Annotated in this window: 22 protein-coding genes and 1 riboswitch; of the genes, 13 read left to right on the forward strand and 9 right to left on the reverse strand. The window is 46.5% G+C overall.

Translation table 11 applies throughout. The features are described from left to right. Positions 1 to 40: 40 nt before the first annotated feature. Positions 41 to 856, reverse strand: a complete 816-nt coding sequence (locus MUB35_RS24610) for a MerR family transcriptional regulator (protein ID WP_033142278.1) — start codon at positions 854 to 856, stop codon at positions 41 to 43. Positions 857 to 1,082: 226 nt separating this feature from the next. Here MUB35_RS24610 and MUB35_RS24615 point away from each other — a divergent pair, with 226 nt between their 5' ends. The 3 genes from MUB35_RS24615 to MUB35_RS24625 all read left to right on the forward strand — a co-directional run bounded on the left by MUB35_RS24615 (position 1,083) and on the right by MUB35_RS24625 (position 7,175). After that, positions 1,083 to 5,312 carry a DEAD/DEAH box helicase gene (locus MUB35_RS24615; RefSeq protein WP_033142295.1) on the forward strand — a complete coding sequence of 1,410 codons (4,230 nt, stop codon included), beginning with the start codon at positions 1,083 to 1,085 and terminating at the stop codon, positions 5,310 to 5,312. A gap of 131 nt (positions 5,313 to 5,443) precedes the next feature. Continuing rightward, positions 5,444 to 6,634, forward strand: a complete 1,191-nt coding sequence (locus tag MUB35_RS24620) for a M28 family peptidase (RefSeq protein ID WP_033142277.1) — start codon at positions 5,444 to 5,446, stop codon at positions 6,632 to 6,634. A gap of 145 nt (positions 6,635 to 6,779) precedes the next feature. After that, positions 6,780 to 7,175, forward strand: coding sequence for a pyridoxamine 5'-phosphate oxidase family protein (locus MUB35_RS24625; protein WP_033142276.1), 396 nt, complete (start codon positions 6,780 to 6,782; stop codon positions 7,173 to 7,175). Between the two features lie 95 nt (positions 7,176 to 7,270). Here the strand turns inward: MUB35_RS24625 and MUB35_RS24630 are convergent, their stop codons facing one another. Beyond that, positions 7,271 to 7,597 carry a winged helix-turn-helix transcriptional regulator gene (locus MUB35_RS24630; RefSeq protein WP_033142275.1) on the reverse strand — a complete coding sequence of 109 codons (327 nt, stop codon included), beginning with the start codon at positions 7,595 to 7,597 and terminating at the stop codon, positions 7,271 to 7,273. A gap of 367 nt (positions 7,598 to 7,964) precedes the next feature. Here MUB35_RS24630 and MUB35_RS24635 point away from each other — a divergent pair, with 367 nt between their 5' ends. Together MUB35_RS24635 and MUB35_RS24640 are read left to right on the forward strand one after the other, a co-directional pair. Further along, positions 7,965 to 10,589: an EAL domain-containing protein gene (locus MUB35_RS24635; protein ID WP_244806983.1), complete on the forward strand. Its 2,625-nt coding sequence runs from the start codon at positions 7,965 to 7,967 to the stop codon at positions 10,587 to 10,589. A 102-nt stretch (positions 10,590 to 10,691) separates the two neighbouring features. After that, positions 10,692 to 11,312: a DUF4317 family protein gene (locus MUB35_RS24640; protein ID WP_033142274.1), complete on the forward strand. Its 621-nt coding sequence runs from the start codon at positions 10,692 to 10,694 to the stop codon at positions 11,310 to 11,312. Positions 11,313 to 11,366: 54 nt separating this feature from the next. Here MUB35_RS24640 and MUB35_RS24645 read toward each other — a convergent pair whose 3' ends face one another. The 5 genes from MUB35_RS24645 to MUB35_RS24665 form a co-directional block, all read right to left on the reverse strand. Next, positions 11,367 to 11,846 (reverse strand): flavodoxin domain-containing protein, encoded by a 480-nt coding sequence (locus MUB35_RS24645; protein ID WP_033142273.1) that lies wholly within the window; start codon positions 11,844 to 11,846, stop codon positions 11,367 to 11,369. A 3-nt stretch (positions 11,847 to 11,849) separates the two neighbouring features. Next, positions 11,850 to 12,257 carry an FMN-binding protein gene (locus MUB35_RS24650; protein WP_225305319.1) on the reverse strand — a complete coding sequence of 136 codons (408 nt, stop codon included), beginning with the start codon at positions 12,255 to 12,257 and terminating at the stop codon, positions 11,850 to 11,852. Further along, positions 12,254 to 12,853 carry a TetR/AcrR family transcriptional regulator gene (locus MUB35_RS24655; protein ID WP_033142272.1) on the reverse strand — a complete coding sequence of 200 codons (600 nt, stop codon included), beginning with the start codon at positions 12,851 to 12,853 and terminating at the stop codon, positions 12,254 to 12,256. The genes MUB35_RS24650 and MUB35_RS24655 overlap by 4 nt, the downstream gene beginning before the upstream one ends. A gap of 107 nt (positions 12,854 to 12,960) precedes the next feature. Then, positions 12,961 to 14,994: a DHA2 family efflux MFS transporter permease subunit gene (locus tag MUB35_RS24660; protein ID WP_052099573.1), complete on the reverse strand. Its 2,034-nt coding sequence runs from the start codon at positions 14,992 to 14,994 to the stop codon at positions 12,961 to 12,963. Next, a complete protein-coding gene (locus MUB35_RS24665; protein ID WP_033142271.1) occupies positions 14,978 to 15,541 on the reverse strand; it encodes a TetR/AcrR family transcriptional regulator in 564 nt (187 codons plus the stop codon). The genes MUB35_RS24660 and MUB35_RS24665 overlap by 17 nt, the downstream gene beginning before the upstream one ends. Before the next feature lie 184 nt (positions 15,542 to 15,725). On the opposite strand from MUB35_RS24665, the gene MUB35_RS24670 reads away from it, so the two are divergent. The 7 genes from MUB35_RS24670 (at position 15,726) to MUB35_RS24700 (ending at position 19,908) form a co-directional block, all read left to right on the forward strand. Continuing rightward, positions 15,726 to 16,238 (forward strand): nitroreductase family protein, encoded by a 513-nt coding sequence (locus MUB35_RS24670; RefSeq protein ID WP_244806984.1) that lies wholly within the window; start codon positions 15,726 to 15,728, stop codon positions 16,236 to 16,238. Between the two features lie 18 nt (positions 16,239 to 16,256). Continuing rightward, complete coding sequence (locus MUB35_RS24675; protein ID WP_118743696.1) at positions 16,257 to 16,736, forward strand: flavodoxin; 480 nt, start codon at positions 16,257 to 16,259, stop codon at positions 16,734 to 16,736. Positions 16,737 to 16,986: 250 nt separating this feature from the next. After that, a complete protein-coding gene (locus MUB35_RS24680; RefSeq protein ID WP_244806985.1) occupies positions 16,987 to 17,769 on the forward strand; it encodes a class I SAM-dependent methyltransferase in 783 nt (260 codons plus the stop codon). A gap of 209 nt (positions 17,770 to 17,978) precedes the next feature. Then, on the forward strand, positions 17,979 to 18,476 hold the full coding sequence (locus MUB35_RS24685) for a GyrI-like domain-containing protein (protein ID WP_227211822.1): 498 nt from the start codon (positions 17,979 to 17,981) through the stop codon (positions 18,474 to 18,476). 37 nt (positions 18,477 to 18,513) lie between these two features. Then, positions 18,514 to 19,038 carry a hypothetical protein gene (locus MUB35_RS24690; RefSeq protein ID WP_244806987.1) on the forward strand — a complete coding sequence of 175 codons (525 nt, stop codon included), beginning with the start codon at positions 18,514 to 18,516 and terminating at the stop codon, positions 19,036 to 19,038. Then, positions 19,022 to 19,378, forward strand: a complete 357-nt coding sequence (locus MUB35_RS24695; RefSeq protein WP_033142266.1) for a winged helix-turn-helix transcriptional regulator — start codon at positions 19,022 to 19,024, stop codon at positions 19,376 to 19,378. Before MUB35_RS24690 ends, MUB35_RS24695 begins: the two co-directional genes overlap by 17 nt. Before the next feature lie 110 nt (positions 19,379 to 19,488). After that, complete coding sequence (locus tag MUB35_RS24700; RefSeq protein ID WP_244806988.1) at positions 19,489 to 19,908, forward strand: pyridoxamine 5'-phosphate oxidase family protein; 420 nt, start codon at positions 19,489 to 19,491, stop codon at positions 19,906 to 19,908. Positions 19,909 to 20,022: 114 nt separating this feature from the next. Here MUB35_RS24700 and MUB35_RS24705 read toward each other — a convergent pair whose 3' ends face one another. Beyond that, the gene (locus tag MUB35_RS24705; RefSeq protein ID WP_244806989.1) at positions 20,023 to 20,907 is read right to left on the reverse strand and encodes a LysR family transcriptional regulator; all 885 of its coding nucleotides are present in this window, start codon (positions 20,905 to 20,907) and stop codon (positions 20,023 to 20,025) included. 274 nt (positions 20,908 to 21,181) lie between these two features. Then, a riboswitch (Fluoride riboswitch) is annotated at positions 21,182 to 21,255 on the forward strand. Positions 21,256 to 21,338: 83 nt separating this feature from the next. Between MUB35_RS24705 and MUB35_RS24710 the strand changes: the two genes are divergently transcribed. Further along, the gene (locus MUB35_RS24710; RefSeq protein WP_244806990.1) at positions 21,339 to 22,577 is read left to right on the forward strand and encodes a chloride channel protein; all 1,239 of its coding nucleotides are present in this window, start codon (positions 21,339 to 21,341) and stop codon (positions 22,575 to 22,577) included. Positions 22,578 to 22,804: 227 nt separating this feature from the next. Here the strand turns inward: MUB35_RS24710 and MUB35_RS24715 are convergent, their stop codons facing one another. Beyond that, the gene (locus MUB35_RS24715; RefSeq protein WP_033142263.1) at positions 22,805 to 23,878 is read right to left on the reverse strand and encodes a tyrosine-type recombinase/integrase; all 1,074 of its coding nucleotides are present in this window, start codon (positions 23,876 to 23,878) and stop codon (positions 22,805 to 22,807) included. Positions 23,879 to 23,986 lie beyond the last annotated feature (108 nt).

Genomic DNA, 23,986 nt, shown 5'->3' on the forward strand with positions numbered 1-23,986 from the left:
AAGAATAAAGGATGGAGTAACTACACAGTCAAGTGTTATTTTATATTTTTTTCAAATGGGCTTTTATTTCACAGTAATAGTCGTCGATATAGTCAAAAAGCTGCAGCCCCAGCTCATCTGCATAGACCGCATCCGTTGTGTATCCGTTTTCTTTCATCCAGGAAAAAAGCGGGCCGAAATCCGCAGACTCACGTATGATACGGACTATACAGACCGCATATTCCCCTGAGGGCATCACATGGAGGTTTTCCGGGCTTACATGGGAATAGCTGCTGTCCGCAATCTTCAGATACTCACTGCATTTGTATATATTTCCGGCCCTCATCTCGTCTATATCCAGGATATATCCGTATTTCCGCTGTATGGTATCTGCATACCTGAGTTCATCCCTGGCGGCTGCCTGAAGGTTTGCATGGTAGGAGGTGCCGTCCCTTGTCATAGTGCCCGCGATCACGGTCTCCCCCTTCAGCCACTTCTTTTGTACCTTATCCGAATGGATGGCAGCGGAAACCCTTTTGTTTTCCTCGTCATACCACAGGATATCCTCTGCTACCTGCTGATAATATCTGCTCAGACGGAGGGCTTCATTTCTGTAATCCAAAAGAAGCTGCGTGATCCTGCCGTTGTCATGAAAGTCCAGGATCTGCTTTACTTTATCAAGCGGCACACTTAATTTACGGCATGTGGTTATGATGTCAAGCTGCCACAGATTCCAGCGGGAGTAATAGCGGTATTGATTCTTTTCATCTATGTAATCCGGGACCAGCAGACCGATCTTGTTATAAAAATGCAGGGTGTCCTTTGATATTCCGGTGATCTTACTCACCTCACCGATCAAATAATATCCTTCTTTCAAATCTGTTCTCCTTATCCTTTTTCTCTGCACGTGTACGTGTATGGTATCTATCCTGTTCCTTTTGTGCACAGGAACCGTAACCATTATATATCAAAACTACAGAAAAAAGCCACTAAAACCCTACACCTGCATCCCATTTTGGTGTACAATCACAGCAGAAGACTGATACATTTATATACGCTTACGGTTAAAAACAGGGATTTGAGAGGATAAACAGATGAACGATATGACACAAGACAGCCTGCATATATTTACACAGCCCACAGCCTCCTGGTTCAGACAGGCCTTCGGACAGCCCACAAAAGTGCAGCAGGAAGCCTGGCCTGCCATACAGAGCGGAGGTCCTGTTCTGATCAGCGCACCCACAGGTACCGGCAAGACACTGTCGGCTTTTCTGGTATTTATCGACCGCCTGCAGGATCTGGCAGGAAAAGGGGAATTGAAAGAGGAGCTGTACTTGATCTATGTCTCACCGCTTAAATCTCTCGCCGGTGATATACGGGAGAATTTAAACAGACCCCTGGACGGCATCAGCGCTTTTACGGGCGGCGAGGGCGCCGGCAGGATCAACGTGGGCATCCGGACCGGGGACACACCCCAGAAGGAACGGCAGCGCATGGTAAAACACCCGCCCCATATCCTCATCATCACACCGGAATCCCTGTATCTGATGCTGACCAGCCGGACCGGGCGGACGGTTCTTAAGACAGCCAGAGCACTGGTCATCGACGAACTCCATGCTCTCATTGACACAAAACGAGGCGCCCACCTGATGCTGTCTGCCGCCAGACTGGACCGTCTCTGTAAAGCGCCTCTGCAGAGGATTGGCTTGTCCGCCACCATAGAACCGCTGCAGACGGCAGCCGATTATCTGTCTCCCGAACCGGCACATATGGTTGCGCCCCATATGCCGAAAGCGGTACAGATCGAGGTGATCGGCATTACCCAGGCCCCGGGAAGAAGAAAAGACCCCGTCTGGGAAGAACTGGCGGAGAAGGTATACAGCCGCTGTATGCAGTGCCGCAGTGTCATTGCCTTCTCCGAAGGGCGCAGATACGCAGAAAAGCTGGCCTACTATGTAAATCAGCTTGGGGGTGAAGATTTTGCCCGTGTACACCACGGCAGTCTGTCAAAAGAGCAGCGGGCAGAATCAGAAGATGCCCTGCGCAGGGGAAATCTGCGCCTGCTCTGCGCTACCTCCTCCATGGAGCTGGGCATTGACGTGGGTGACATTGACCAGGTACTGCAGATTGGCTGTCCCCGCACCATATCCAGTACCATGCAGCGCCTTGGCCGCGCCGGGCACAATCCGGGGCGGGTCAGTGTCATGTATATGTACCCCCGTACTGCCTCTGAAACCCTGTACTGCGGCATGACTGCCCAGGCTGCCAGACAGGGAGGCATCGAGCAGGCCAGCCCTCCCTGCATGTGCCTGGATGTACTGGCACAGCATCTGGTCTCCATGGCGGCCACAGCGAAAGATCAGGAGCCAGGCAAGGGCTCCGGCGGGATTCCCTGTACGGCGTATACTATTGATGAAGTGATGGAGATCCTTGCCCGCACTTATACCTTCCGCTCTGTCACCAGGGAGGACGTAAAAGCCGTTCTGGCCATGCTGGCAGGTGATTATGAACACAGAAGAGAGATCCCCGTGCGTCCCAGGATTCTGTACGACAGGCTGCATGAGCAGGTATTTGCTGATACCTACAGCAGAATGCTGGCCGTGGCAGCAGGAGGCACCATACCGGACAAGGGCATGTACACAGCCCGGACGGAGGACGGTGTTAAAGTAGGCGAGCTGGATGAGGAGTTTGTCTACGAATCACAGCTTGGCGACCGGTTCCTGCTGGGCTCCTTTGCCTGGAAGATCGTAAGCCAGGATAAGGATACCGTGGTGGTGACCCAGTCAGGTACGGAGGGTGCAAGGCTTCCCTTCTGGAAGGGAGAGATCAGGGGACGCAGCCTTGGGACCAGCCTGGCATTCGGAAGGATCATGAGAACATTGGCAGAGGCGGAGCGCAGGGGAACACTGACGGAGGAACTGGAACATCTGGGACTTGACCGGGCTGCCTGTGAAAATACTTCCGGTTTTTTACAGCGTCAGCTTGAAGCCACCGGAATCCTGCCCGACGATAAGACTATCGTAGTGGAACATTTCAGGGATTCCACAGGAAGCTGTCAGATCATGCTGCACGCGCTCTTCGGAAAAAGGATCAACACCCCCCTTTCTCTTCTTCTGCAGGATACCGCACAGAAATTAACGGGAAATCCTGTGGGAAGTGTGGAGGAGGAAGACGGCATCCTTCTGTATCCCTATGGGGAAAATGTACTGCCGGAGGGACTCCTTTTTTCCGTAGACGTGAATAAGGTGCGGGAGATCCTGGAGGCCATGCTTCCGGCAACCCCTGTCTTTAACATGACATTCCGTTATAATGCGGCCAGGGCCCTGATGATGGGGATGAGACGAAACGGAAGGCAGCCGCTCTGGATGCAGCGCCTCCGCAGTACGGAAATGCTGGAATCTCTCATACAGGAAAAAGACCATCCCCTGATCCGTGAAACCCGGAGGGAATGCCTGGAGGATCAGTGGGATATACAAGGCATGCTTGACATCCTCCATGCTGTGCAGAGCGGGCAGATTGCTGTAAGAGAGGTATATCTGGACAGTCCTTCCCCCATGTCTCTGCCCATGCAGTGGCGCGTGGAGGCTGAGGAGATGTACGAATATTCCCCAACCACACCGGGCATCCGGCAGGCTGTGTACGATGAACTGCGCTATATTGAAAAATTGAAGCCCTCGGCAGAAGCACTCAAAAAAGTACAGGAGCGCAGAAAACTGCCCGGTGACGCCGCAGAGCTGCATACCTTTCTGATGATGGAAGGTGATATAACAGCCCCTGAGCTGCATGATCTATACACAGGGACACCTGAATCCGGCAGCATATCAGTCTGGCTGGAGGAGCTGGCAGCCCGGGGACTGGCGGAATATCTGGAACCGGGACTGTGGATTGCGGCAGAACAGTTTGAGGAATATAAACGTACACTCCTTGAACTGGACGAAGAGGAAGGGATGCATATCATCCGGCGAATGCTGTACTACCGGGGACCCCAGACCGCCGCACAGGTTCAGGAGCGTTATCTGCCGGATCAGGACTGTATTCTGAAGTGGCTGGAAACACTGTGCAGCCAGAAGGAGCTGACAGAGGACAAGGGCCTGTATTACCACGCCAAACTCTATGACCGGGCCAGAAATGCTACGATCCGCAGTTTATGCACAGAGGCGGTCACACAGCCGCCGGAACATTACGCGGCACTGGCGGCAGGCAGAATCCTCATAAATGCCTCACCGGAAGAGCAGCTGAAGCAGACCATAGAACTTTTCTGCGGTCAGGGATTCCCGGTCACCTTCTGGGAGAACATTATCCTAGCCGGTAGAGTCCGCAGATACAGCGAAGGGCTTCTTGACCGTATCTTGACAGAAGGGGACTACTTCTGGAAGATGCTGCCTCAGGGCATGCTCTGTTTCCTCAAATATGATGAGATTGACTGGGACACCCCGCCTGCTGAAGAGATTTCTTCCGAAGACCAGGAGGAACAAATCCTTTACCGGGAACTGCGCCGCCGCGGTGCCAGCTTTCTAAAAGCACTGACCAATATCTCTGTATCCAAAGATGTGCGCAGCCTGCTCATGGAGCTGGCCCAAAAGGGACTGGTGTGCGCGGACAGCTTTATCCCGGTAAGACAGTGGCTGAACAGGGATAAGATCCAAAAGGCAGCGGCAAGACAGCGTGTCAATGCCAGGATCACCGCTCTGTCCGCAGGACGTTGGGATATCATTCACCCCCTGAAGACCCCGTCCACGGAAGAACTTCTGGAAACCTTTTTCCGTGAAAATATCATTCTGTGCAGGGAAACCTTCCGGCGTTCCCTCTCTCTTCACGCAGACCTTTGCCAGGAATCCGCGCCTGACTGGAAACAGGCGCTGGAGGTGCTCCGTATCTGGGAGTTCACGGGCCAGGTGAGAAGAGGGTATTTTGTGCGGGGACTCTCCGGCGCCCAGTTTATACGAAAACAGGATTATAAGGGGATCGTACAGGCTCTGGCACATCCGGAAGAGCAGATCATCTGGCTGAACGCATCAGACCCCGCACAGCTCTGGGGAAAGGTGCTGGAGCATCCGGAGGGCCGTTCTTTTCTCAATGTTCCCGGCACTGCCGTGGCGCTTCGCGGCGGAATTCCCGTCATGGTGCTGGAACGGCAGGGAAAAATCCTGCGGATACTGGAGCATGCGGATATAGCTGCTGTACTGAAAGAATTTGTCCGCGCGTTCAGGGAAAAGGCCGTCTTTCCGGAAAAGAAAAGGCTTCTCATAAAAGAATACCCGGCATATGCAGGTGACGCTTTAAAAGATGCAGGCTTTAGCCGGGAAATGATGGACTATGTCTTATACCGATAAGGGATATTCCTGACCTCTTAGAACCATTATCCTGCCGGCAGATTCAGCAAATAAAGTCGAGGCATTTTTTTATGAAAATGTTACACTTGACAAAGCAAATGGATCAAACGAAAAACGAGGAGGTCACAGAAATGGAGATACAAAAAAAGATAGAAGGTCACCTGAACACACTCTGCAGAGAAATCGGCGCAAGACCCACAGGCTCAAAGGCCAATCAGAAGGCAGCCGCATATGCCGGCAGAGTATTCGCTGACGCCGGCCTTAACGTTACAAAACAGGAATTTGACTGTATGGACTGGACAGAAAACGGCAGTACGCTCACAGTTGACGGACAAGATATCCCCACAGCCCCGGCACCGTTTTCACTTCCCTGCAGCGTGCAGGGAGAACTTCTCTGCATCCGCTCCCTGGATGAGCTTCGCAGCGCACCTGCTGCCGGGAAAATAGTGGTACTGTGCGGTGAGCTGGCAGCAGAGCCGCTGATGCCGAAAAGCTTTGTGTTCTGGAATCCCGACGAGCACAGAGAAACTATCTCCCTGCTGGAAAGGGGCGGAGCAAAAGCTGTGCTGACCTTAAGCCTTTCCCCTGAACAATTCGTTCCGGTTATTGAGGACGGAGACTTTCAGGTTCCATGTGCCGTGATCCTTCCGAAACACCTTCCGCTGCTTAAAAGCGGTCTTTCTGTATCACTGACTCTGAACACAAAAAGACACTCCGCAAAGGCCGCCAACATCCTTGCCGTCTACGGAGGCGGCAGACAAAAGGTCTGTGTCTCAGCACATATTGATACCAGGCCGGGAACCCCGGGTGCCCTGGACAACGCATCCGGAGTGGCTGTGCTTCTTGCACTGGCAGAGCATCTTTCAGGGCAGGAGCTGCCATACCGCATTGAATTTGTACTCTTTAACGGTGAAGACTATTATTCCACCCCCGGAGAAATGATGTATCTTTCCTCTTACCTTTCTTCTCCAAAGGAATATATCTGCGCGTTCAATCTGGACGGCGTGGGCGCGAAAGGGCAGAGCACTGCATACTCGTTTTACGAGTGTCCCCAAAATCTGATGAGCTGTATTTCCGGCTGCGCGGCAGACCTTGATGGATTTGAACAGATCGAGCCATGGCCTCAGGGAGACCACACCCTGTTTTCTTTTTCCGGTGTTCCCGCAGTCTCTGTTACCTCCGGCAACATATTCGGACTGGCAGAGCGCATTCTTCACACGGAACACGATACGCCGGACTTGATTGATACCAATAAACTGGAGGCTCTTGTAAATTTTCTCCACACCCTGCTTTGCGGCGGCAGTATCGAACAGATACTATAACACCTCCCGGTGCCTATCCCACTTTAAAGTGCATACTTTGCAAAATCCTTTCACTGCCTTATGATAAACATATAAGAAGCGGCCGCTTCAAACAAAGGACAGGAACAATCCGGCAAATACAACATTTCAGAGAGGATGGAACAAAATGAAAAGAGTAGTGGAATTTTTACAGGCAAACCCGGTACAGTATCTGGCAACTGTCGGCAGAGACGGCAAGGCAAAATGCCGCCCCTTCATGTTCTGCTTTGAGAAAAAGGGAAAACTCTGGTTCTGCACCAACACTACAAAAGAAGTGTACAAAGATATGCAGGCGAACCCTGAGATAGAGGTTACTGTCTCCGACGCGTCATACACCTGGCTCCGCCTGCACGGCAAAGCAGTCTTTGAGGACAATATGAAAGTAAAAGAGGCCTGCATGGCCAATCCCATTGTAAAAGGCCAGTACAATACTGCGGACAATCCGATCTTCGTGGTATTCTATCTGGAAGAACCCCATGGCGTGATCGCGGACTTCTCCGGCAATCCGCCTTATGAATTCTGAAAATTTCTTTGACAAGACTCCGCTTTTGCCTTAACAGAGATCAAAAAAGATTCGGATAAAACGGCTCTTTTTTGGTCTCTGAAAAACGCAGTTACCTAATCCAGATGATTCTTATAATTTGTCCCCCAGGTCACCATGGAATCCAGAATCGGTTTCAGACTGTATCCCGTTTCCGTGAGGGTATATTCCACTTTGGGCGGAACTTCCGGGTACACCTTCCTGGTGAGAAGCCCGTCCGCCTCCATATTGCGCAGATGGCTGGTCAGCACTTTCTGGGTGATACCGGAAACCGAACGCATCAGTTCACTAAATCTTTTTGTTCCTGTCAGCAGATCCCGGATAATGAGCACCTTCCATTTATCCCCAATAAGCTGCAGCGTCATTTCCACCGGACAGTCCGGTATTTTCTTTTCCTGATTCATGGAAACATCTCCTTGGTATGTAAAAGTATGTACAGACATTAATCAATATTTATTTTCATTATATACTGCCCCCGGGAAAATGCAAGAAGGCACCGGGAAGTATTCTAGTATCAAAAAGATACCAGCCGCAATTGACGGTACCCGCTCCAAAGAGTTATACTGTTACTGGACAGTACCGCTCTTTTTTTGCTGTCAAAACGAAGAACCTCTGATTATTTTCTTGATAAAGAAATGGTCACATGTTAAAATAATCTGGAACACACGTGAGCATAGTGGACCGCATTCTGCAGAAACCACAGACTGCTCAATACTAATATAATAACTGTTGTGATAGGCAGTCAGCCGGAGAGGTAAGAGGAACGATGGAATGAGATCCAAAAAAAATATACTGGTAGTAGAAGATAATGCTATCAATCGAATGATGTTATGTGAAATTCTGACTCCTGAATATACGGTCCTGGAAGCAGAGAACGGACAAGAGGCGCTTGGGGTTCTGCAGGAATGCAAAGAGGAGATTTCCCTGATTCTGCTGGATATCATTATGCCTGTCATGGATGGGCATACCTTCCTTTCCATTATAGAAAAAAATCCCTCCTACGCGTCCATCCCCGTGATCGTGGCAACACAGAGTGACAGCGAGACAGATGAGATCGCGGCCCTCTCCAGCGGTGCAACGGAGTTTGTGACAAAGCCCTATAATCCCCAGGCGATCCTGCGCCGGGTCGCAAGCATCATCCGTCTGCGGGAGACTGCCGCTATCATCAATCAGTTTCAGTTCGACAGGCTTACCGGTCTATACAGCAAAGAATTCTTCTATCAGAGGGTCAGAGAAACCCTGGAACAGACCCCTGACCAGGAGTACGATATCGTATGCTCCGATATTGAGAATTTCAAACTGGTCAATGACATATTCGGAACACCTGCCGGGGACAGACTGCTGTGCAGCGTGGCTGATATGTACACAGGACTGGTGGGAGAGGAAGGAATCTGCGGCCGTCTCCACGCGGACCAGTTTGCCTGTCTGATGAAACACCGGGATGAATTTTTCATACAGGCAGGCGCACAGATCAGTAAAACCGGCAGTATGCGCAGCATTGTGATGAAATGGGGTATCTATGCGGTTGAAGACCGCTTACTGCCGGTGGAACAGATGTGCGACCGCGCCCTTCTGGCTGCGCGGAAAATCAAAGGACAATACGGAAAGTATTATTCCAAATATGACGATGACCTGCGCAACCAAATGCTCCACGAACAGGCTATCACGGATGTTATGGAAAACGCGCTGGCAGAGGAGCAGTTTATTGTCTATCTGCAGCCGAAATACAGCATCAGCACAGAGCGGCTGGCCGGCGCGGAGGCTCTCGTGCGCTGGGAACATCCCAAATGGGGCTTTCAGTCCCCGGCGGCATTTATTCCGCTCTTTGAACGGAACGGCTTTATCACCAACCTTGACCAGTATGTCTGGGAAAAGACCTGTGCCATCTTACAGAAATGGGACAGCATAGGTTATCCGCCCATTCCTGTCTCAGTCAATGTATCCAGGGCAGATATCTATCAGGTGGATCTGGCTGATGTCCTCCTGAAGATGGTCAGCAGATACGGTCTTGCGCCTTCACGCCTTCATCTGGAGATCACAGAGAGTGCCTATACGGAGGATCCTGACCAGATCATCTCCACAGTCCGCCATCTGCGTGAACTGGGATTCATTATCGAGATGGATGACTTCGGAAGCGGCTACTCCTCCCTGAACATGCTGAACCAGCTCCCGCTTGATATCCTGAAGCTGGATATGAAATTTATCCAAAGCGAGACAGCAAAGCCCATGGATCAGGGCATTCTCGGTTTTATCATGGGGCTTGCACGCTGGATGGATCTGCGGGTGGTGGCAGAGGGCGTGGAGACCAGGGAACAACTGGAGCGTCTGAAGGAAATCGGATGCGACTATGTACAGGGCTACTATTTTGCCCGGCCCATGCCCAGTGAAGAATTTGAATCCCTCTTAAAGAGACAGGACAGCACGAAGGAAGAAACAGAGGCGGAAGCGTCTTCCCTCGGCAGCACATCCCTGTCCGGATATATTCTCGTGGCAGAGGAGGATGATGCGTACCGAAACCAGATCTGCAGTCTGCTGAGAAACAGATTTAAGATCATAGAAGCGGTTACCGGAAAGGAAGCTCTGGGATTTATCGTCCGCTATGAGCGTGAGCTTTCCGGTGTCGTTCTAAGCCTCACCTTACCGGAACTCAGCGGTTTTTCCGTATTGGAAATTCTGCAGAGGGAAAAGGCGGTCTGGAATATCCCTGTGGTCGCCACAGCCCCGCCTGATCCACGGACAGAAGATCAGGCAGTTGAGATGGGTGCCGATGACTTCGCATATAAACCCTGTTCTGCAAAAATAATAGAAAGACGGCTCATAAACGCCATGGAGCGCTCTCTGTCTTACGAGAGCAGGCAGACCTTACATGAGGATGCCTGCCGGGATTATCTGACAGGACTGCTAAACCGCCGCGGTCTCAATGCCGCGGTAAGGATCATGAAAAAAGAAGATGCCCCCATGGCAGTCTTTTTATTCGATATTGATAATTTAAAACAGGTAAATGAAACGCTTGGACACAGCCTCGGTGACCGTCTTTTGAAAAAATTCGGAGACCTTCTCCACGCCCGGACAAGAAGCAATGACATTCTGGCCCGGTTCGGCGGCGATGAATTTCTTGTCATCATGAGACAGATGGGCTCTGAAGAGACAGCGCTGAAAAAAGGTGAGGAAATCTGCGGCGGATTCCAGAACGCGGCGCTTACAGACCAGTTACCCATAAGCTGTACCTGCGGAGCAGTCATCTGGAACAATGATGTCCCCCTTGACAATATCATATCACAGGCCGATAAAGCCTTATACCAGGCTAAACTAAACGGTAAAGGCGGCTGCTGCGTCAGACACCAGTCGGGCCTGCCGGCTTCATCGAACGACAGGCAAAACGGTTCGCGGGATTAACCCTGCGGACCGTTTCCTTTTTTTCTTCAAAAAACATCTTGTGAACAAACCAGGATTGTGATATGAATATATAGAAAATATATTCTTCACAAGGAGACCGAAATGATAAACAGAGAGGATATGCTGGAACTGACCAGACGCATGACACCAGCCAGAACGTCCATGACAAGAGCTGCCGGCAGCTATATGGATGCGGACGGTGATATAGACGGCACTTTTAATACAAATTTTCTGAAGCTTTCCCCATCCGATAAAGGGAAAAACCTGGCAATCGCAAAGGCCATTCCCTTTTCCGCCACCAATAAAAATCTAAAGCGATACCGATTTCCGGAGGATTCCATGAAAGCGGGCAGTATGCGCCAGCTCCTCATGGGAATGAAATCCTGCGGTCTGAAAAACGACGTGCTGATGGAGACATTCTACGACCTGATCGCGGAATCCTATGAATCAAACGACGGTTACGCGGTCCTTGTCTACCACGACCGTTATGATGTGCCTGTAAAAGCTGCGGATCATGAGAGGGTAGGGGAGTCAGAAGAAGTGTTTGAATACATCATCTGCGCCATCTGCCCATTAGAGGGCGACTATGAGCCGGGTAAACCGGAGTGTGGGTTTCTTTTCCCTGCCTTTGCAGACAGAAGCGCAGATGTGGACCACATTGACGTATTTCAGTCAGATACCGGACATCCCCATTTAGAATTGTTGAAAATATTAGGTCTGTGATCTTTGCCGCTACAGAATTCCGGCCTTCTTTAGAGAACGCGGCGGGTATTCTTCTTACAGGACCTGAATGGCTTTTGAAAAGCATTCTATATTCTCAGAAGAAATCTTCAGGGTTTCCCCGCGTCTCTTCATGGCCGCTTTCATGATCAGCTTGTCAAAAGCCTTCATTTTCTCTGTTCTGGCCTCACCGCCAAAACACTTTATTACCGCGTTCTTTCTGAGGGAAGGCGGAAAATTTGAAGACAGGTATTCCTCAAACTGTTCCTGGAATCCGCAGCAGAGGAAAATTCCTATTTTTTTACTGCTCAGCAATGATTCGTTTGCCTTACAAAATGCTTTCATTTTCTTTGATACCGCGCCGATATAAATGGAACTTCCCAAAATGATGGTGTCAAAATCTTTAAGGTCAGCAGGGCTCTTGGAAACCCGGTCGATATCTGTAAGAGATACAGAACCGGATAATCTGGATTTCAATTGCTGCGCACAGTCCGCGGTACACCCATATCTGCTTGCGTAAATAATCATTGTATTCATTTCTTATTCTCCTTTTTTCAAAGCATTTTCTACAGCTTTTCGTATAGTATCACTGCTGTATGTGGCAGAACTGACCGCATCTACCTCCAGTGACTGCTGTTCGACAATGTCGTCGATGATTTTTTCGCCCGGTCTGCCCAACAATGTATCATGTTCCAGTATGGTGATGCTCTTTAGTTTCCCATCACTGACTTCAACAGAAACAGCGGCCTTAACGAATCCATTGTCAGCGCGTCCAACATAGGTACCGTCACTGACAGATGAGATATCCATGTTTGATATTTCCATTTTCTCAGGCTTTTGTGTCAGCATTACAATAAAAATTATGCCCAGAAGTACAGCGAACACAATACCTGCCCCTGCAAGCAGCTTTGGTAAAATGCCCCTGCGGGCTTTGGAAGATGCTTTCACAGTTTTATACCTCCTAATAAAATTCCCACAAAATCCTCTGTAAGCTGTTCAAAACCAGCGAGCAGATATGTCTGATTTTCAATGGCGCTCATGACAAATCCCAGCATTGCACTGACGATCATCCAAGAATGTCCGGCGGTCACAGGTCTGAAGACTGCCTGTTTGATTCCGTCTGCAAGAAGTTCGTCGAACATGGCGATTCCGGAGTTGGTGGGCTTTCCATCTGTACTGTCATTTGCAAATATAACATTCACTCCGCTGAACATGACAGCTTTTACCATTTCCGGTTCCTCACAGAGCGTTTGGATAAAGATCCGCATCATCTTATGTACCTTCTGGTCTGCAGACACCACAGTATCCTGTTGGGAGAGATTATCCATTACCTTGCCGTAGAGCTTTTGGGCCATATCTTTGATGATCTCCGCCTTATCCTTATAATAGAGATAAATCGTAGTGGGAGAGTATTCAATTCTGGAAGCTATTTTTCTGATGGACAGCTTCTCATATCCCTCCTGCTCAATGATCTCTATGGCCGCAGTCATGATTTTCTGCTTCATCTCCGCTTTTTCCACGTCACGCCGTTCTTTAATTCCCATATACGCCTCCTATTAACAGTGTTAATTATATTTACAACGTAATTATATGATACGTTTGGGAATCTGTCAATGGAATTATGGTTTACAATTACAGTTTTCTGACCGGTTTATTGATGTATCCCTTCCAATATCAACCGTACACATCTGTCTATTCCCAACAGAGAACTATTTAGTACCATATGATAGTTGGACGGATTTCCCCAGACCTGGCCTGTGTAACGTTTGTGGTGAAAAGCTCTTTGCCCATCTTTTATTTTCATTGTTATGTCTGTTTTTTCAGGAGCAATTCCATATTCACTTTGTATACGCTGCCTTTTCTGATTTAAATCTGAGCAGATGAAGATACGGAGGCAGCCGGGATAATCTTTTAAGATATAGTCTGCGCACCGACCAATGATAACACAGGAACCTTCCTGGCTAATCCGCTGGATAACTCTTTTCTGAGCTTGATAGAGGAGGTCTACTTCGCTTAAATTTCCGGTATTAAAAAGATGGGTCTCGAAAGTGCCATAGCTTTGAGCAGCCCAGTCCCACGCAGTATTTCTGAAAGAGACACCTTCTTCAAAGGATTCTACATAATTATCAGACAACCCGCATTCTCTTGCCTCCATGGCAATCAGTTCCCTGTCGTAAAAGGGTATGCCGAGAGCCTGGGCAGTTTTCAGCCCGATTTCCCTGCCTCCGCTTCCATATTCCCTTGCGATGGTAATGATCATATGTTCGGGTGGATTTTTTGGTGCATAGGAAACTTTTTCTTTGTTTTCGGTTTCTTTCCCTGCTGTTCTTTTCGGGTGCATTAAAAAAGCACAGACAGCAAAAGAAATAAACACAATAATGGAAGTTACAAGAAAAGAAGTCTTAATTCCAGCTATATCTCCATGACTTTTTGCAGAGGAAGACATAACAGTTACCAGAAGGGCACTGATGATCGAGCCGCCTACCTGGCGTACTGTATTCATAAGCGCTGTTCCGTGGGCAACGTATTTAGACTGTACAGAATTTACAGCCCAGGTCTGCAGGGGCTGCAGAAGAGCTACAACACCGAGCATGCGGAAGGCATAGATAATTATGATTGTTATAAGCGGTGTTTCTGCTCCGATAGAAGAAAGCCCCAATGTTGCACCCCCTAAAAGGGCAAGACCTGCAAGAGAAAGAATATAAGGGCCTTTCTTATCCAGTATTCTGCCGCAGAGAGGATTTAAGAAAGCTAAGAAAAGAGCACCCGGAAGCAGAACCAAACCGGATATGGTGGCAGAGTAATGCCTTAAATTCTGAATATAAATAGGAATCAGTGTGGAGACTGAAAGCATGGAACCATAGGCAAAGATCAAAAGAATTGTGCCCAGAGTGAAATTGTGACTTTTGAATATCCTTAACTCAAGAAGGGGGGAGGAGAGTTTTAACTGCCGGACAGCAAAGAGTGCAACACATATAATTCCCACTAACAGCGGACCGATGGTTAAAAGAGAAGAAAAACCATAATTCCCCTGGTTGGATACACCTGTAAGAAGGCCGCAGAATCCAATCGTAGATAAAATAACGGAAATAATATCAAGTTTCCCTTCGGCATGCATTTTTTCACCTGGAAGTTTGACAATGGCCAAAATAATTCCGAAAGCAGCCAGAGCGCACATAATATAAAAAATTGTCCGCCATCCGAAGAGATCTGCGATCCATCCGGCAAATGTAGGACCGAAAGCCGGTGCAAATCCCGTGGTAAGTCCTACAATTCCCATAATTGTCCCACGTTCTTCCGGTTTATACAGCCGAAATGCTACCACCTGTGGAAGAGGAAGAAGAATCCCCGCTCCCAGAGCCTGTATAATACGGGAGAGAAGGAGCAGATAGACATTGGGAGAAAAGGCGGCCGCCGCACACCCGATAAAAAATAAAGAAACAGATACCAAATATAGTTTTTTAGAAGAAAAATGTTCCATAAGAAATCCGGTACAAGGTATCATGACGCCCATAAACAGCAGATAGCCTGTTGTAAGCCATTGCCCAACGCCTGCAGTTATATTAAATTCCGTCATAATTTTAGGCAGTGATGCAGTCATGACTGTCTGGTTTAGGGAACTGATGAAAGCTCCAATAATGATAATTCCAATAATCAGTTTCCTGTTTTTATAATTCTTTTCCATTAAAAATATCCCCTTTCAAAAGTCGGCAGGCAATTTGTACAATCATTTCGGTATCTTCATTCCAGTCGTTTTGCTGCCAGGTACGGAGCATATGAAAGGTAAGTCCGGCCAGATAATTTTCCAAATAGGGCAGTTCTTCCTGTGAGTTTGATACGTTCTTTGCATAGAAGGAAAACTCATTTTTGAAAAGATACATATTATTGGCTGCAAAAATGTAAGAGAGCTGATTGTCAAATAGTACTGACAGAAATTTTTTGTGTCCGCTCCAGAATTCAAAATAGACTGCCAGCATTTTATTTATTGTTTCCGGCAGGCTTTGGAGACTTCCGGTAAACATTAAAAAAAGCTCATTTAAGGCATGCTCCAGGATATCTTCTTTCTGGCTGAAATTCGTGTAAAAAGTCTGCCGGGATAACCCGGCGGTTCTGGTAATATCTTCAATTTTGATATCCTTTAACGGATGATTCAGAAGGAGACTTACCAAAGCTGTAGCCAGAGCCTTTCGGGAACGGAGTGCTGCTGGGTTTGTTGCGTTTTTATTGATCATTGTTTTTCACCTCATAAATGATTATAGCACGACTGCAAAAGTTTTACAAATGTAAAAGTTTTTTCCTTATATGCTTTGTATTCTTATTAAAAAATGTCAGAAACGTCAAAAAAGTATTGACCTGAAGTTAGGTTTAAGGTTTATAGTCATTATAGAACCGATTCTAAAACAGGAGGAAAAAAGAATGGACTTTTTGGAAGTATTAAAAAACCGTTATGCATGCAAGAAATTTGATGGGCGCCAGGTGGCAGCAGAATATCTGGACATGATCCTTGAAGCGGGAAGGCTGGCACCTACGGCAAAGAACCTGCAGGAACAGCGTATCTATGTTGTCCAATCTGAGGAAGGACTTGCTAAAATTGATAAGGTGACACCCTGCCGATACGGAGCCCCCACTGCCATAGTCGTGGCATTTGATAAAAACAACGTGTTTGTATATCCGGGAGAACAGCGTGATTCCGGAATCGAGGACGCTTCCATTGTTGCCACCCATATGATGCTTGCCGCAAAAGCCGTGGGCGTTGACAGCTGCTGGATCAACTTCTTTGACCCCGAAGCTGCGGCAAAAGAACTGGGACTGCCTGATAACGAGGAAGTGCTCATGATCCTGGATATCGGCTATGCAGCAGAGGATGCAAAACCGCTTGCCACCCATACACAGCGCAGGGAGCTTTCAGAAACCGTTACATATATGTAAAAAGGGAGGAATAGAACTATGAGTGAAATATTAGTAGCGTATTTTTCAGCAACAGGAATAACAGAGAAACTGGCAAAGAAGATTGCGAACGTAGTAGATGGGGATTTACATGAAATTCATCCGGAGATACCATATTCCGCTGCAGATCTTGACTGGATGAATAAAAATAGCCGGAGCAGTGTAGAGATGAATGATAAGTCATTCCGACCGGCCATAGCGAATAAACTGGAGAGTACAGAAAATATCAAAATTCTGATTCTCGCTTTTCCCATCTGGTGGTACATAGCCCCGACAATCATCAATACATTTTTGGAACAATATGATTGGAATGACAAGATTATTATTCCGGTGGCAACATCCGGAAGCAGTGGTATGGGTAATACCAACGCTGAATTGGAGTCCTCCTGTCCGGGTGCGATACTAAAGGATGGTAAGAGATTTGATGTAAATGTGAGTGAAAAAGAAATAAAAGCATGGTTTGAAAGTCTGAGAGTTTAGAGCCTGTTTGAAAAGCCAGCAGCTCTTTATCGTGATAAACAGACTTTAAATGTGGAAAAGACTTATTTGTATAAAAGCAAGTAAGTCTTTTTTGTGTCAGCTCTGCCATAAGCAGTATTCTTTTACGCATGCTTTGGGCTGTAGGCCAAGTCCTTTTAAGTATATATGCATTGCTATACTTCTGAACTGAAATACTGTATAATAAGACAAACTTGAATTGACCGAGGTGAAAGCAGGGAATGATTGCTGAATGAAACCGGGAGAGAATTTAGTAACTGTAACAGAGATTATTTATAAAATATTTCAAAAAAAGGAACTGCTGAATACAATGAAAAATCAATTAGATTTAATTGCAAAATCTTACGACAGAAGTATACGTGAACATGGGAAACACGATTTCCCCAATTATGACAACTTGCCGGATTACATTACAAATAACCCTGATTATCCCAAATACATAGCAGCAGTAGAAAGTGGTAAAGGAGGCAGTGAATACATTGAAATCAAAGAATATCTAAAGCCTGACGCGGATAAAAAATTTATTGACTTTGGTTGCGCTCTGAACCTTATGTTCAAGGGATATGATACATGGCCCTCGCTGTACCATGGAGTTGATATTAGTCCAGAAACCATTCAATTATTATATAAATATGTGGAAAATAAAAAGCTGCCTATTGGAGAGTTGTTTTGCGGTAGCATACATGAAACTCTTTTTGAAGATAGCAGTTTTGATATAGGAGCATGTATCGGAGTTCTTGAATATTTTGAAAAGGAGTTTGTTCAAAAGGCAATCGTTGAAGCACACCGGATAATAAAACCATCTGGAAAGTTTGTTTTAGATATTCCGAATATAAATAGTTCTGTCGGTCGTATTATGATGCAAATCGAAGAATATATAGGCAGACCCGATATGTTTAACATATTGCCTTATGAATTTGAAAATATATTACAACAATATTTTGAAATAGAGAAAAAAGATGGAATCTATGATGATGTAGGTATGATTCATTATTTTTTAAGATGCAAAAAATGATGTTATCCCCATTCCATGCATGAATAACGGAATGGGGATAATGACAGCAAAATCATTCCCCAATCCTCCGCCATAGACTTTTGCAAGATAACAGACATACAGTCATGCTATCCAAACGGTGCACCAAAAGAGAGGAATTCCTCCGGCAAATGAGATATAATCAATAAAGGACGAAACCGTCTTATAGGAAAAAGCAGGAGGAGAAACAAATGGAACCTTTTCGTATAGAAAACAAGGACAGCTTTCGCGTTGTCGGTTATTTGATCAAGACAACGAACCAGAAGGGGGAGGGCAGAAAAGTGATTCCTCTGCACTGGTCAAAGATCCGGGAAAATCATCTGGAATCATCCCTGTTAAAATTGGCAGACCGGGAAACAGACGGGTTATTCGGCATAAATATTTATAATACAGATCCGGGAGATACCAGAATATTTGAATATATCATAGCTGTCTCAAGTGACCACGCTGCACCGGATGAACTTGCCGAATACACGGTTCCGGCCATGACCTGGGCAGTCTTTCCATGCACAAGGGAAACCATAGGGAGAACAGAGGCCCAGGCGATCACAAAATGGCTGCCAAAATCAAAATACAGGCCGTTAAATAAAGGGTACATCACAGGCAGAATGAAATCCGGAGCACCGGATATTGAATATTACGGAAAAGACGGCCGGGTTGAAGTCTGGATTGCTGTAAGAGAAAAATAAAGGGAACACGAAGAAAAGAGCGGAGGATAGGATAACAATGGATAAGAAAATAGAATTTCAGGATTTTATTGTTTCTGTACCGATTGAGAATCAGGATTTTGTGAAGGAATTGCACAACAAATTAATGGAGCTTGGCTGTAAAATAGAAATTAAAACAGCCAAAAGCGGCTACATGGTTTCTTACCTTTATCGTAAAAAAACTGTCGCAAATTATGTATTTCGGAAAAAAGGCATGTTTGTCCGAATCTATGGGGTCCACGTAAACGAATATGAAAAAATCCTGGAAACACTGCCCGGCGAAATGGTCAGTGCAATACAGAAAGCCCCCATCTGTAAACGTCTGGCTGACCCAACTGCCTGCAATCCCAGATGTTCTAAGGGATATGATTTTTGGTTAAAGGGGGAACATTATCAAAAATGCCGTAACAGTGCATTTATGTTCTTGGTCTGCCCTCAAAACAATCCGTTCATACAGTCGTTCTTATTAAGCGAAGTTAGAGCATGGAATGAAGGCTGCACTGCTTTCACCAATGAGGCGTCAAAAAATGAAGATGAGAAATGAATATACATGCCCACTGGAAATGACCCATGACATAATCCGGGGAAAATGGAAACCGATCATACTATGGCAGCTTAATAAAGGCAGCCATTCTTTATCTGCACTGAAAAAGTCAATCAACGGCATCAGCCAGAAAATGCTGATACAGCATTTAAACGAACTGCTGGAATGCGGCATAATCCATAAATCAAAAGGTGAGGGGTATCCGCTGAAATCAGACTATGTTCTCACAGAACGGGGAAAGCGGCTTTTTGAAGCAGTTTCCATCATGCAGAGCATTGGCATAGAAATGATGATCGAGGACGGCCGCCAGGACTTTTTAAGAGACAAAGGGCTTTTATAGTCACCAAAAAGTAACTAATTTACCACACCTCTATATAGGCTTATAATAAAAGCAGCAACAAAAGGCTGCTGCGAAAAATAAAATCCGAAAATTACATAGGGAGGTAAATTATGACAAATCCGGTTAAAACAATAGGAGCGATTCTTGATAAGCAGAGTGTGGTTTTCATAAGCTCCGTCGATGAAAACGGTATGCCAAATACAAAGGCAATGCTGGCACCGCGGAAAAGAGATGGTATCAGGGTGATTTATTTTCATACCAACACATCCTCTATGCGGGTACAGCAATACAGAAAGAATCCAAAAGCCTGCCTTTATTTCTGTGATAAGCGGTTCTTTAAAGGTGTCATGCTGACCGGGATCATGGAAGTGCTTGAGGATCCGGCCAGTAAAGAGATGCTGTGGCAGGAGGGCGATACCATGTATTATCCGGAAGGCGTGACAGATCCAGACTACTGTGTGTTGCGCTTTACTGCAGAACAAGGACGGTTTTACAGCAATTTCAGTTCTGAAAATTTTGACATAGGATAACAGGCCATACAGAAGATTTTCGGTGTCTGGCTGCCGGGGAGTGGTTACAGCATAGCCCAGTCATTTAACAGCCGGCTCCGGGGACGACTGTTTGACCGCCCCCGGAGCGAATCTTCAGAACGTCTCCTTTAACTTTTCCAAAAGTTTTTCAGCAGGTTTTGAAAACACCTGATATTTTTTCCATATGATACTCATTTCCACTTCCAGCCTGGGAGACAGGGGACGAAAACAGAGATTACCGTTATCTGCCAGATTGATGATCTTATCAAAGCAGACAGCATAGCCCAATCCCTCGTCAACCATAAGTGAGGCATTAAAAAGCAGATTATAGGTGGCTGCGATATTTAGTTCCGACATTTCCTTTTTCATCCATGTGTTCAGCTCTCCGCCCTGGTTTTTCTGATGGGAAATGATCAGGGGTTTATCCCACAAATCTTCCGGTGAAACAGAGTCCTGTTCCGCCATCGGTGAATCACGTCTCATCAGTACACCCCATATATCTTTTGACGGCATCTTCAGAGCATTGTATTTTGCGGTGTCCACCGATCCGAACACAATGCCGAAGTCGATCAGCCCCTTATCCAGACGTTCCAATACAAATTCCGCATTGCCGCTGGAGATATGATAGCAGATATCCGGGTATGTCTGCTGCAGACTCCGGGCTGCTTTTGCGATCAGCCGGACCGCGTCCGTCTCCCCTGTTCCGATATAGACATCCCCCATTACAACACTGTCGGACAAGGTAACTTCTTTTTCCGCCTTTTTCACCAGATCGAGAATTTCTTCTGCACGTTTCCGCAGGATCATGCCTTCCTCTGTAAGGGTTACTTTCCTGGAACCTTTTGTCCCGCGGATCAAAAGCTGTTTGCCCAGTTCCTGCTCCATATTTTTGATTTGGGTGGAGAGGGTGGGCTGTGAGAGATGAAGCGATTCAGCAGCACGCACAATGCTCTGCTCTCTGGCTATGGCGAGAAAATATTGCAGTACGCGTAATTCCATTTTCTATTCCTCCTTGAACGCAGCCGCCGGCGGCTGTTGGTCTAAATGTATCATATAGCTCCACTTCTGTTTACTCCGGAGAAAACTGAGCATCCCTGAGGATGATTTTGCGCAGTGACTTTCTCTGGAATTCATTATATTTCTTTTCAAGGAAACATGCAAGTTCACGCTGTTCCTGACACCATAGTACACTATGTATACTTGTATATTTAGAGCCAAAATATGGAAACAGCACATTGACAAGACACGTTACTCATGATATGATTCTAGCGTAGGATTTTAAGGGAATGAGGTTCTCCCGTGGAAATATTCCAAAAGCGCATGTTTGCTGATGACTTCTGTTTCAAACAGGGGTATCAGCTTTTTTTATGCGAAAATATGAAAAAGTATGAATGAGAATGCAGGATGCGAAAAAGGAAGGAGTAAGAGATATGTACGGAAGAGTGAAGAGAACATTTCAAACGTATAAGGAACTGTTGCTATTAGGACTGCTGGGAATTCCCATTGGCCTGGTCGTCGGAGGGATTGATGCCGTATTCGGAAGGGTACTGCTGGCGATCACGGATTTCAGAAACGGGCATCCCATGCAGCTCATTCCGTTTCTGGCTTTGGCAGGTGCGCTTATTGCTTTTTGTTACCTGAAATTCGGAGGGAAGAGCAGTAAAGGCATGAATTTGATCTTTGAAGCAGGGCATGGGGAAGAGGAAGTGATTCCGTTAAAACTGATTCCATTTATTATAACCGGAACGTGGATCACACATTTATTCGGGGGAAGTGCCGGCAGAGAAGGCGTGGCTGTGCAGATTGGCGCTACCTTTTCCCACTGGGTCGGAAGAAAAATACCGCTGAAAAACAGTTCCCATATTTTTCTCGTAACAGGTATGGCGGCAGGATTTGCAGGGCTTTTTGAAACACCCATTGCCGCTGTTTTCTTTGCAATGGAAGTCCTGGTCGCAGGAGCCCTGGAATACCAGGCTCTGCTTCCCGCAATCACAGCCGCCTTTACCGCCAGCGCCACATCACAGTTCTTAGGACTGGAGAAATTTTCCTTTGCGCTTACAGGAAAAATAGATATGAATTTTCCTAATATGGGAAAAATGATCCTGCTGGGCATACTGTTCGGCGTTGTGGGGGGCGCATTTGCATGGACTCTGAAATATATGAAAAAGAAATTTGCCCAGACATGGAAGCAGCCGGTAATTCGTATTTTTATCATAGGGCTTATTTTAAGCGTCCTCCTGCTCCTCCTATATCAAGGCAGATATGCAGGACTCGGTACCAATCTGATCCACGCCAGCTTTTACGGGGAAGATATTCTCAGCTATGACTGGATCTTGAAATTCCTGCTCACCATAGTAACACTGGCAGCGGGATTTCAGGGCGGGGAGGTTACACCCCTGTTCTCTATCGGAGCAAGTCTTGGAGCTGTAATTGCCCCTGTCCTCGGTGTTCCTGTAGAAATTGCCGCGGCACTGGGCTATGCAGGCGTATTCGGAAGCGCGACGAATACCTTTCTGGCTCCGGTATTGATCGGCACGGAGGTGTTTGGCTTTTCCTACCTTCCGCATTTCTTTGTGGTCTGCGCATTTGCCTACTTATTTAATCTGAACAAATCTATCTATTCGTTACAGAAGATCATGGATGGGCATAACGGATATCAGAAGCCTTAAACGAAATGCATTTTTTCAGGCCCGTAATGCCTTAGAATATCCAAAATATCTGTACGATAACACGTTCTCACCAAGCGCATCTCCGTTTGGTGAGATTGTGATTGTACGGATATCTTCCGGGTCTTCCTTGTAAGGGTTCTCCGGCTATTGGCCTGTATCAAAATATTACTTATATGACAGAAGAAGAGGAGAGAAGCACTGTTTTGGCTGCTGTATTCCTGTCCTGCCTAGTCACTTTCTTTTTCTCTGAGGCGGACAGCACTGGCGGCTGCACGCCTCCTGGAATCCTTTAATTTCGCATAATGCTTCTGCGTGGTAGAGACACTTTTATGGCCCAGAACATCTGCCACAAGATAAATATCACCTGTTTCCTCGTAAAGAGCCGTGCCATATGTAGAACGCAGCTTATGGGGAGTGATTTTCTTGTTTGTAATAATTGGCTGTGTATATTTTTTTACCATTTTCTCTGTTGCCCGGACACTCAGGCGGGTTCCCTGGAGGGAGAGGAAAAGTGCGTTTTCATGGCCCGGCTTTGTCTCCATGTTTTCTCTTTCTTCCAGGTAATTGAGCAGGGCAATTTCCACCTCCTCGCCAAAATAAACAATTTTCTCATTTCCACCTTTTCGTATCACGCGGAGACCACTGTTTTTAAAATTGACATCAGAAATATCCAGCCCCACACATTCAGACACACGCAGCCCGGTTCCGAGAAAAAGTGTTATAATAGCAATATCACGTGTTTTTGTTTTCAGATAGTAGCCCTTTTGGTGGGGTGTCAAATTGTCGCTGAATTCCTCCATGGAATCCAAGATCATGGCAATTTCATCTGGATCAAGCTGAATAATGGCTTTTTCATGGACTTTTGGCACATCCACAATACGGGTAGGGTTATTTTTAACCATTTCATGCTTATACAGATAGTCAAAAAGGCTTCTGAGCGCGGAAATCTTCCTGGAAATGCCGATTTCGCCGTTTGTCATTGCCTCACCTGTATTTTGGCTTTCGTAAACTTTCAGATAATTCTGAAATTCCTCAATATCTGTGGGACGAAGATTTTCCATAACATCAAGGGAAATGTCACGGAGCGCCGAATTTTTCAAAGTGGGATTTGCGGTTGTAAGAAACTGAAAGAAAATCTTTAAATCATAACAATAAGCAATCTGGGTCTGCATGCTCAAAGTTGTCTGGCGGCCCCTGCAGAAATCCTGTACATACGGAGGAAGCTCCGCCAGAATATTTCTGAGCCGGATATTGTTATCAATATATTTTTTCTCGTGATAGCTGATATTTTTTTTCTCCATGAATTTTGCACCTCAATAGGATTGTTATAAAACGTTGCATTTAGCTTAATTATAGCCTATCCGGAGGAAAAAGTCCACAACTATTCGTAAAATGGACATTTCGCGAAT

This window comes from Blautia sp. NSJ-175, from assembly GCF_022867815.1.
In the GTDB taxonomy this organism is placed as follows: domain Bacteria; phylum Bacillota; class Clostridia; order Lachnospirales; family Lachnospiraceae; genus Blautia; species Blautia celeris.

Coding starts and splice junctions, on each gene's coding strand:
- MUB35_RS24625 (WP_033142276.1), top strand. CDS start 6,780: ATGAAAAGAGTAGTGGAATTTTTACAGGCAAACCCGGTACAGTATCTG.
- MUB35_RS24635 (WP_244806983.1), top strand. CDS start 7,965: ATGAGATCCAAAAAAAATATACTGGTAGTAGAAGATAATGCTATCAAT.
- MUB35_RS24620 (WP_033142277.1), top strand. CDS start 5,444: ATGGAGATACAAAAAAAGATAGAAGGTCACCTGAACACACTCTGCAGA.
- MUB35_RS24690 (WP_244806987.1), top strand. CDS start 18,514: ATGGATAAGAAAATAGAATTTCAGGATTTTATTGTTTCTGTACCGATT.
- MUB35_RS24655 (WP_033142272.1), bottom strand. CDS start 12,853: ATGGGAATTAAAGAACGGCGTGACGTGGAAAAAGCGGAGATGAAGCAG.
- MUB35_RS24680 (WP_244806985.1), top strand. CDS start 16,987: ATGAAACCGGGAGAGAATTTAGTAACTGTAACAGAGATTATTTATAAA.
- MUB35_RS24700 (WP_244806988.1), top strand. CDS start 19,489: ATGACAAATCCGGTTAAAACAATAGGAGCGATTCTTGATAAGCAGAGT.
- MUB35_RS24695 (WP_033142266.1), top strand. CDS start 19,022: ATGAAGATGAGAAATGAATATACATGCCCACTGGAAATGACCCATGAC.
- MUB35_RS24665 (WP_033142271.1), bottom strand. CDS start 15,541: ATGATCAATAAAAACGCAACAAACCCAGCAGCACTCCGTTCCCGAAAG.
- MUB35_RS24670 (WP_244806984.1), top strand. CDS start 15,726: ATGGACTTTTTGGAAGTATTAAAAAACCGTTATGCATGCAAGAAATTT.
- MUB35_RS24640 (WP_033142274.1), top strand. CDS start 10,692: ATGATAAACAGAGAGGATATGCTGGAACTGACCAGACGCATGACACCA.
- MUB35_RS24675 (WP_118743696.1), top strand. CDS start 16,257: ATGAGTGAAATATTAGTAGCGTATTTTTCAGCAACAGGAATAACAGAG.
- MUB35_RS24660 (WP_052099573.1), bottom strand. CDS start 14,994: ATGGAAAAGAATTATAAAAACAGGAAACTGATTATTGGAATTATCATT.
- MUB35_RS24715 (WP_033142263.1), bottom strand. CDS start 23,878: ATGGAGAAAAAAAATATCAGCTATCACGAGAAAAAATATATTGATAAC.
- MUB35_RS24645 (WP_033142273.1), bottom strand. CDS start 11,846: ATGAATACAATGATTATTTACGCAAGCAGATATGGGTGTACCGCGGAC.
- MUB35_RS24630 (WP_033142275.1), bottom strand. CDS start 7,597: ATGAATCAGGAAAAGAAAATACCGGACTGTCCGGTGGAAATGACGCTG.
- MUB35_RS24685 (WP_227211822.1), top strand. CDS start 17,979: ATGGAACCTTTTCGTATAGAAAACAAGGACAGCTTTCGCGTTGTCGGT.
- MUB35_RS24710 (WP_244806990.1), top strand. CDS start 21,339: ATGTACGGAAGAGTGAAGAGAACATTTCAAACGTATAAGGAACTGTTG.
- MUB35_RS24615 (WP_033142295.1), top strand. CDS start 1,083: ATGACACAAGACAGCCTGCATATATTTACACAGCCCACAGCCTCCTGG.
- MUB35_RS24705 (WP_244806989.1), bottom strand. CDS start 20,907: ATGGAATTACGCGTACTGCAATATTTTCTCGCCATAGCCAGAGAGCAG.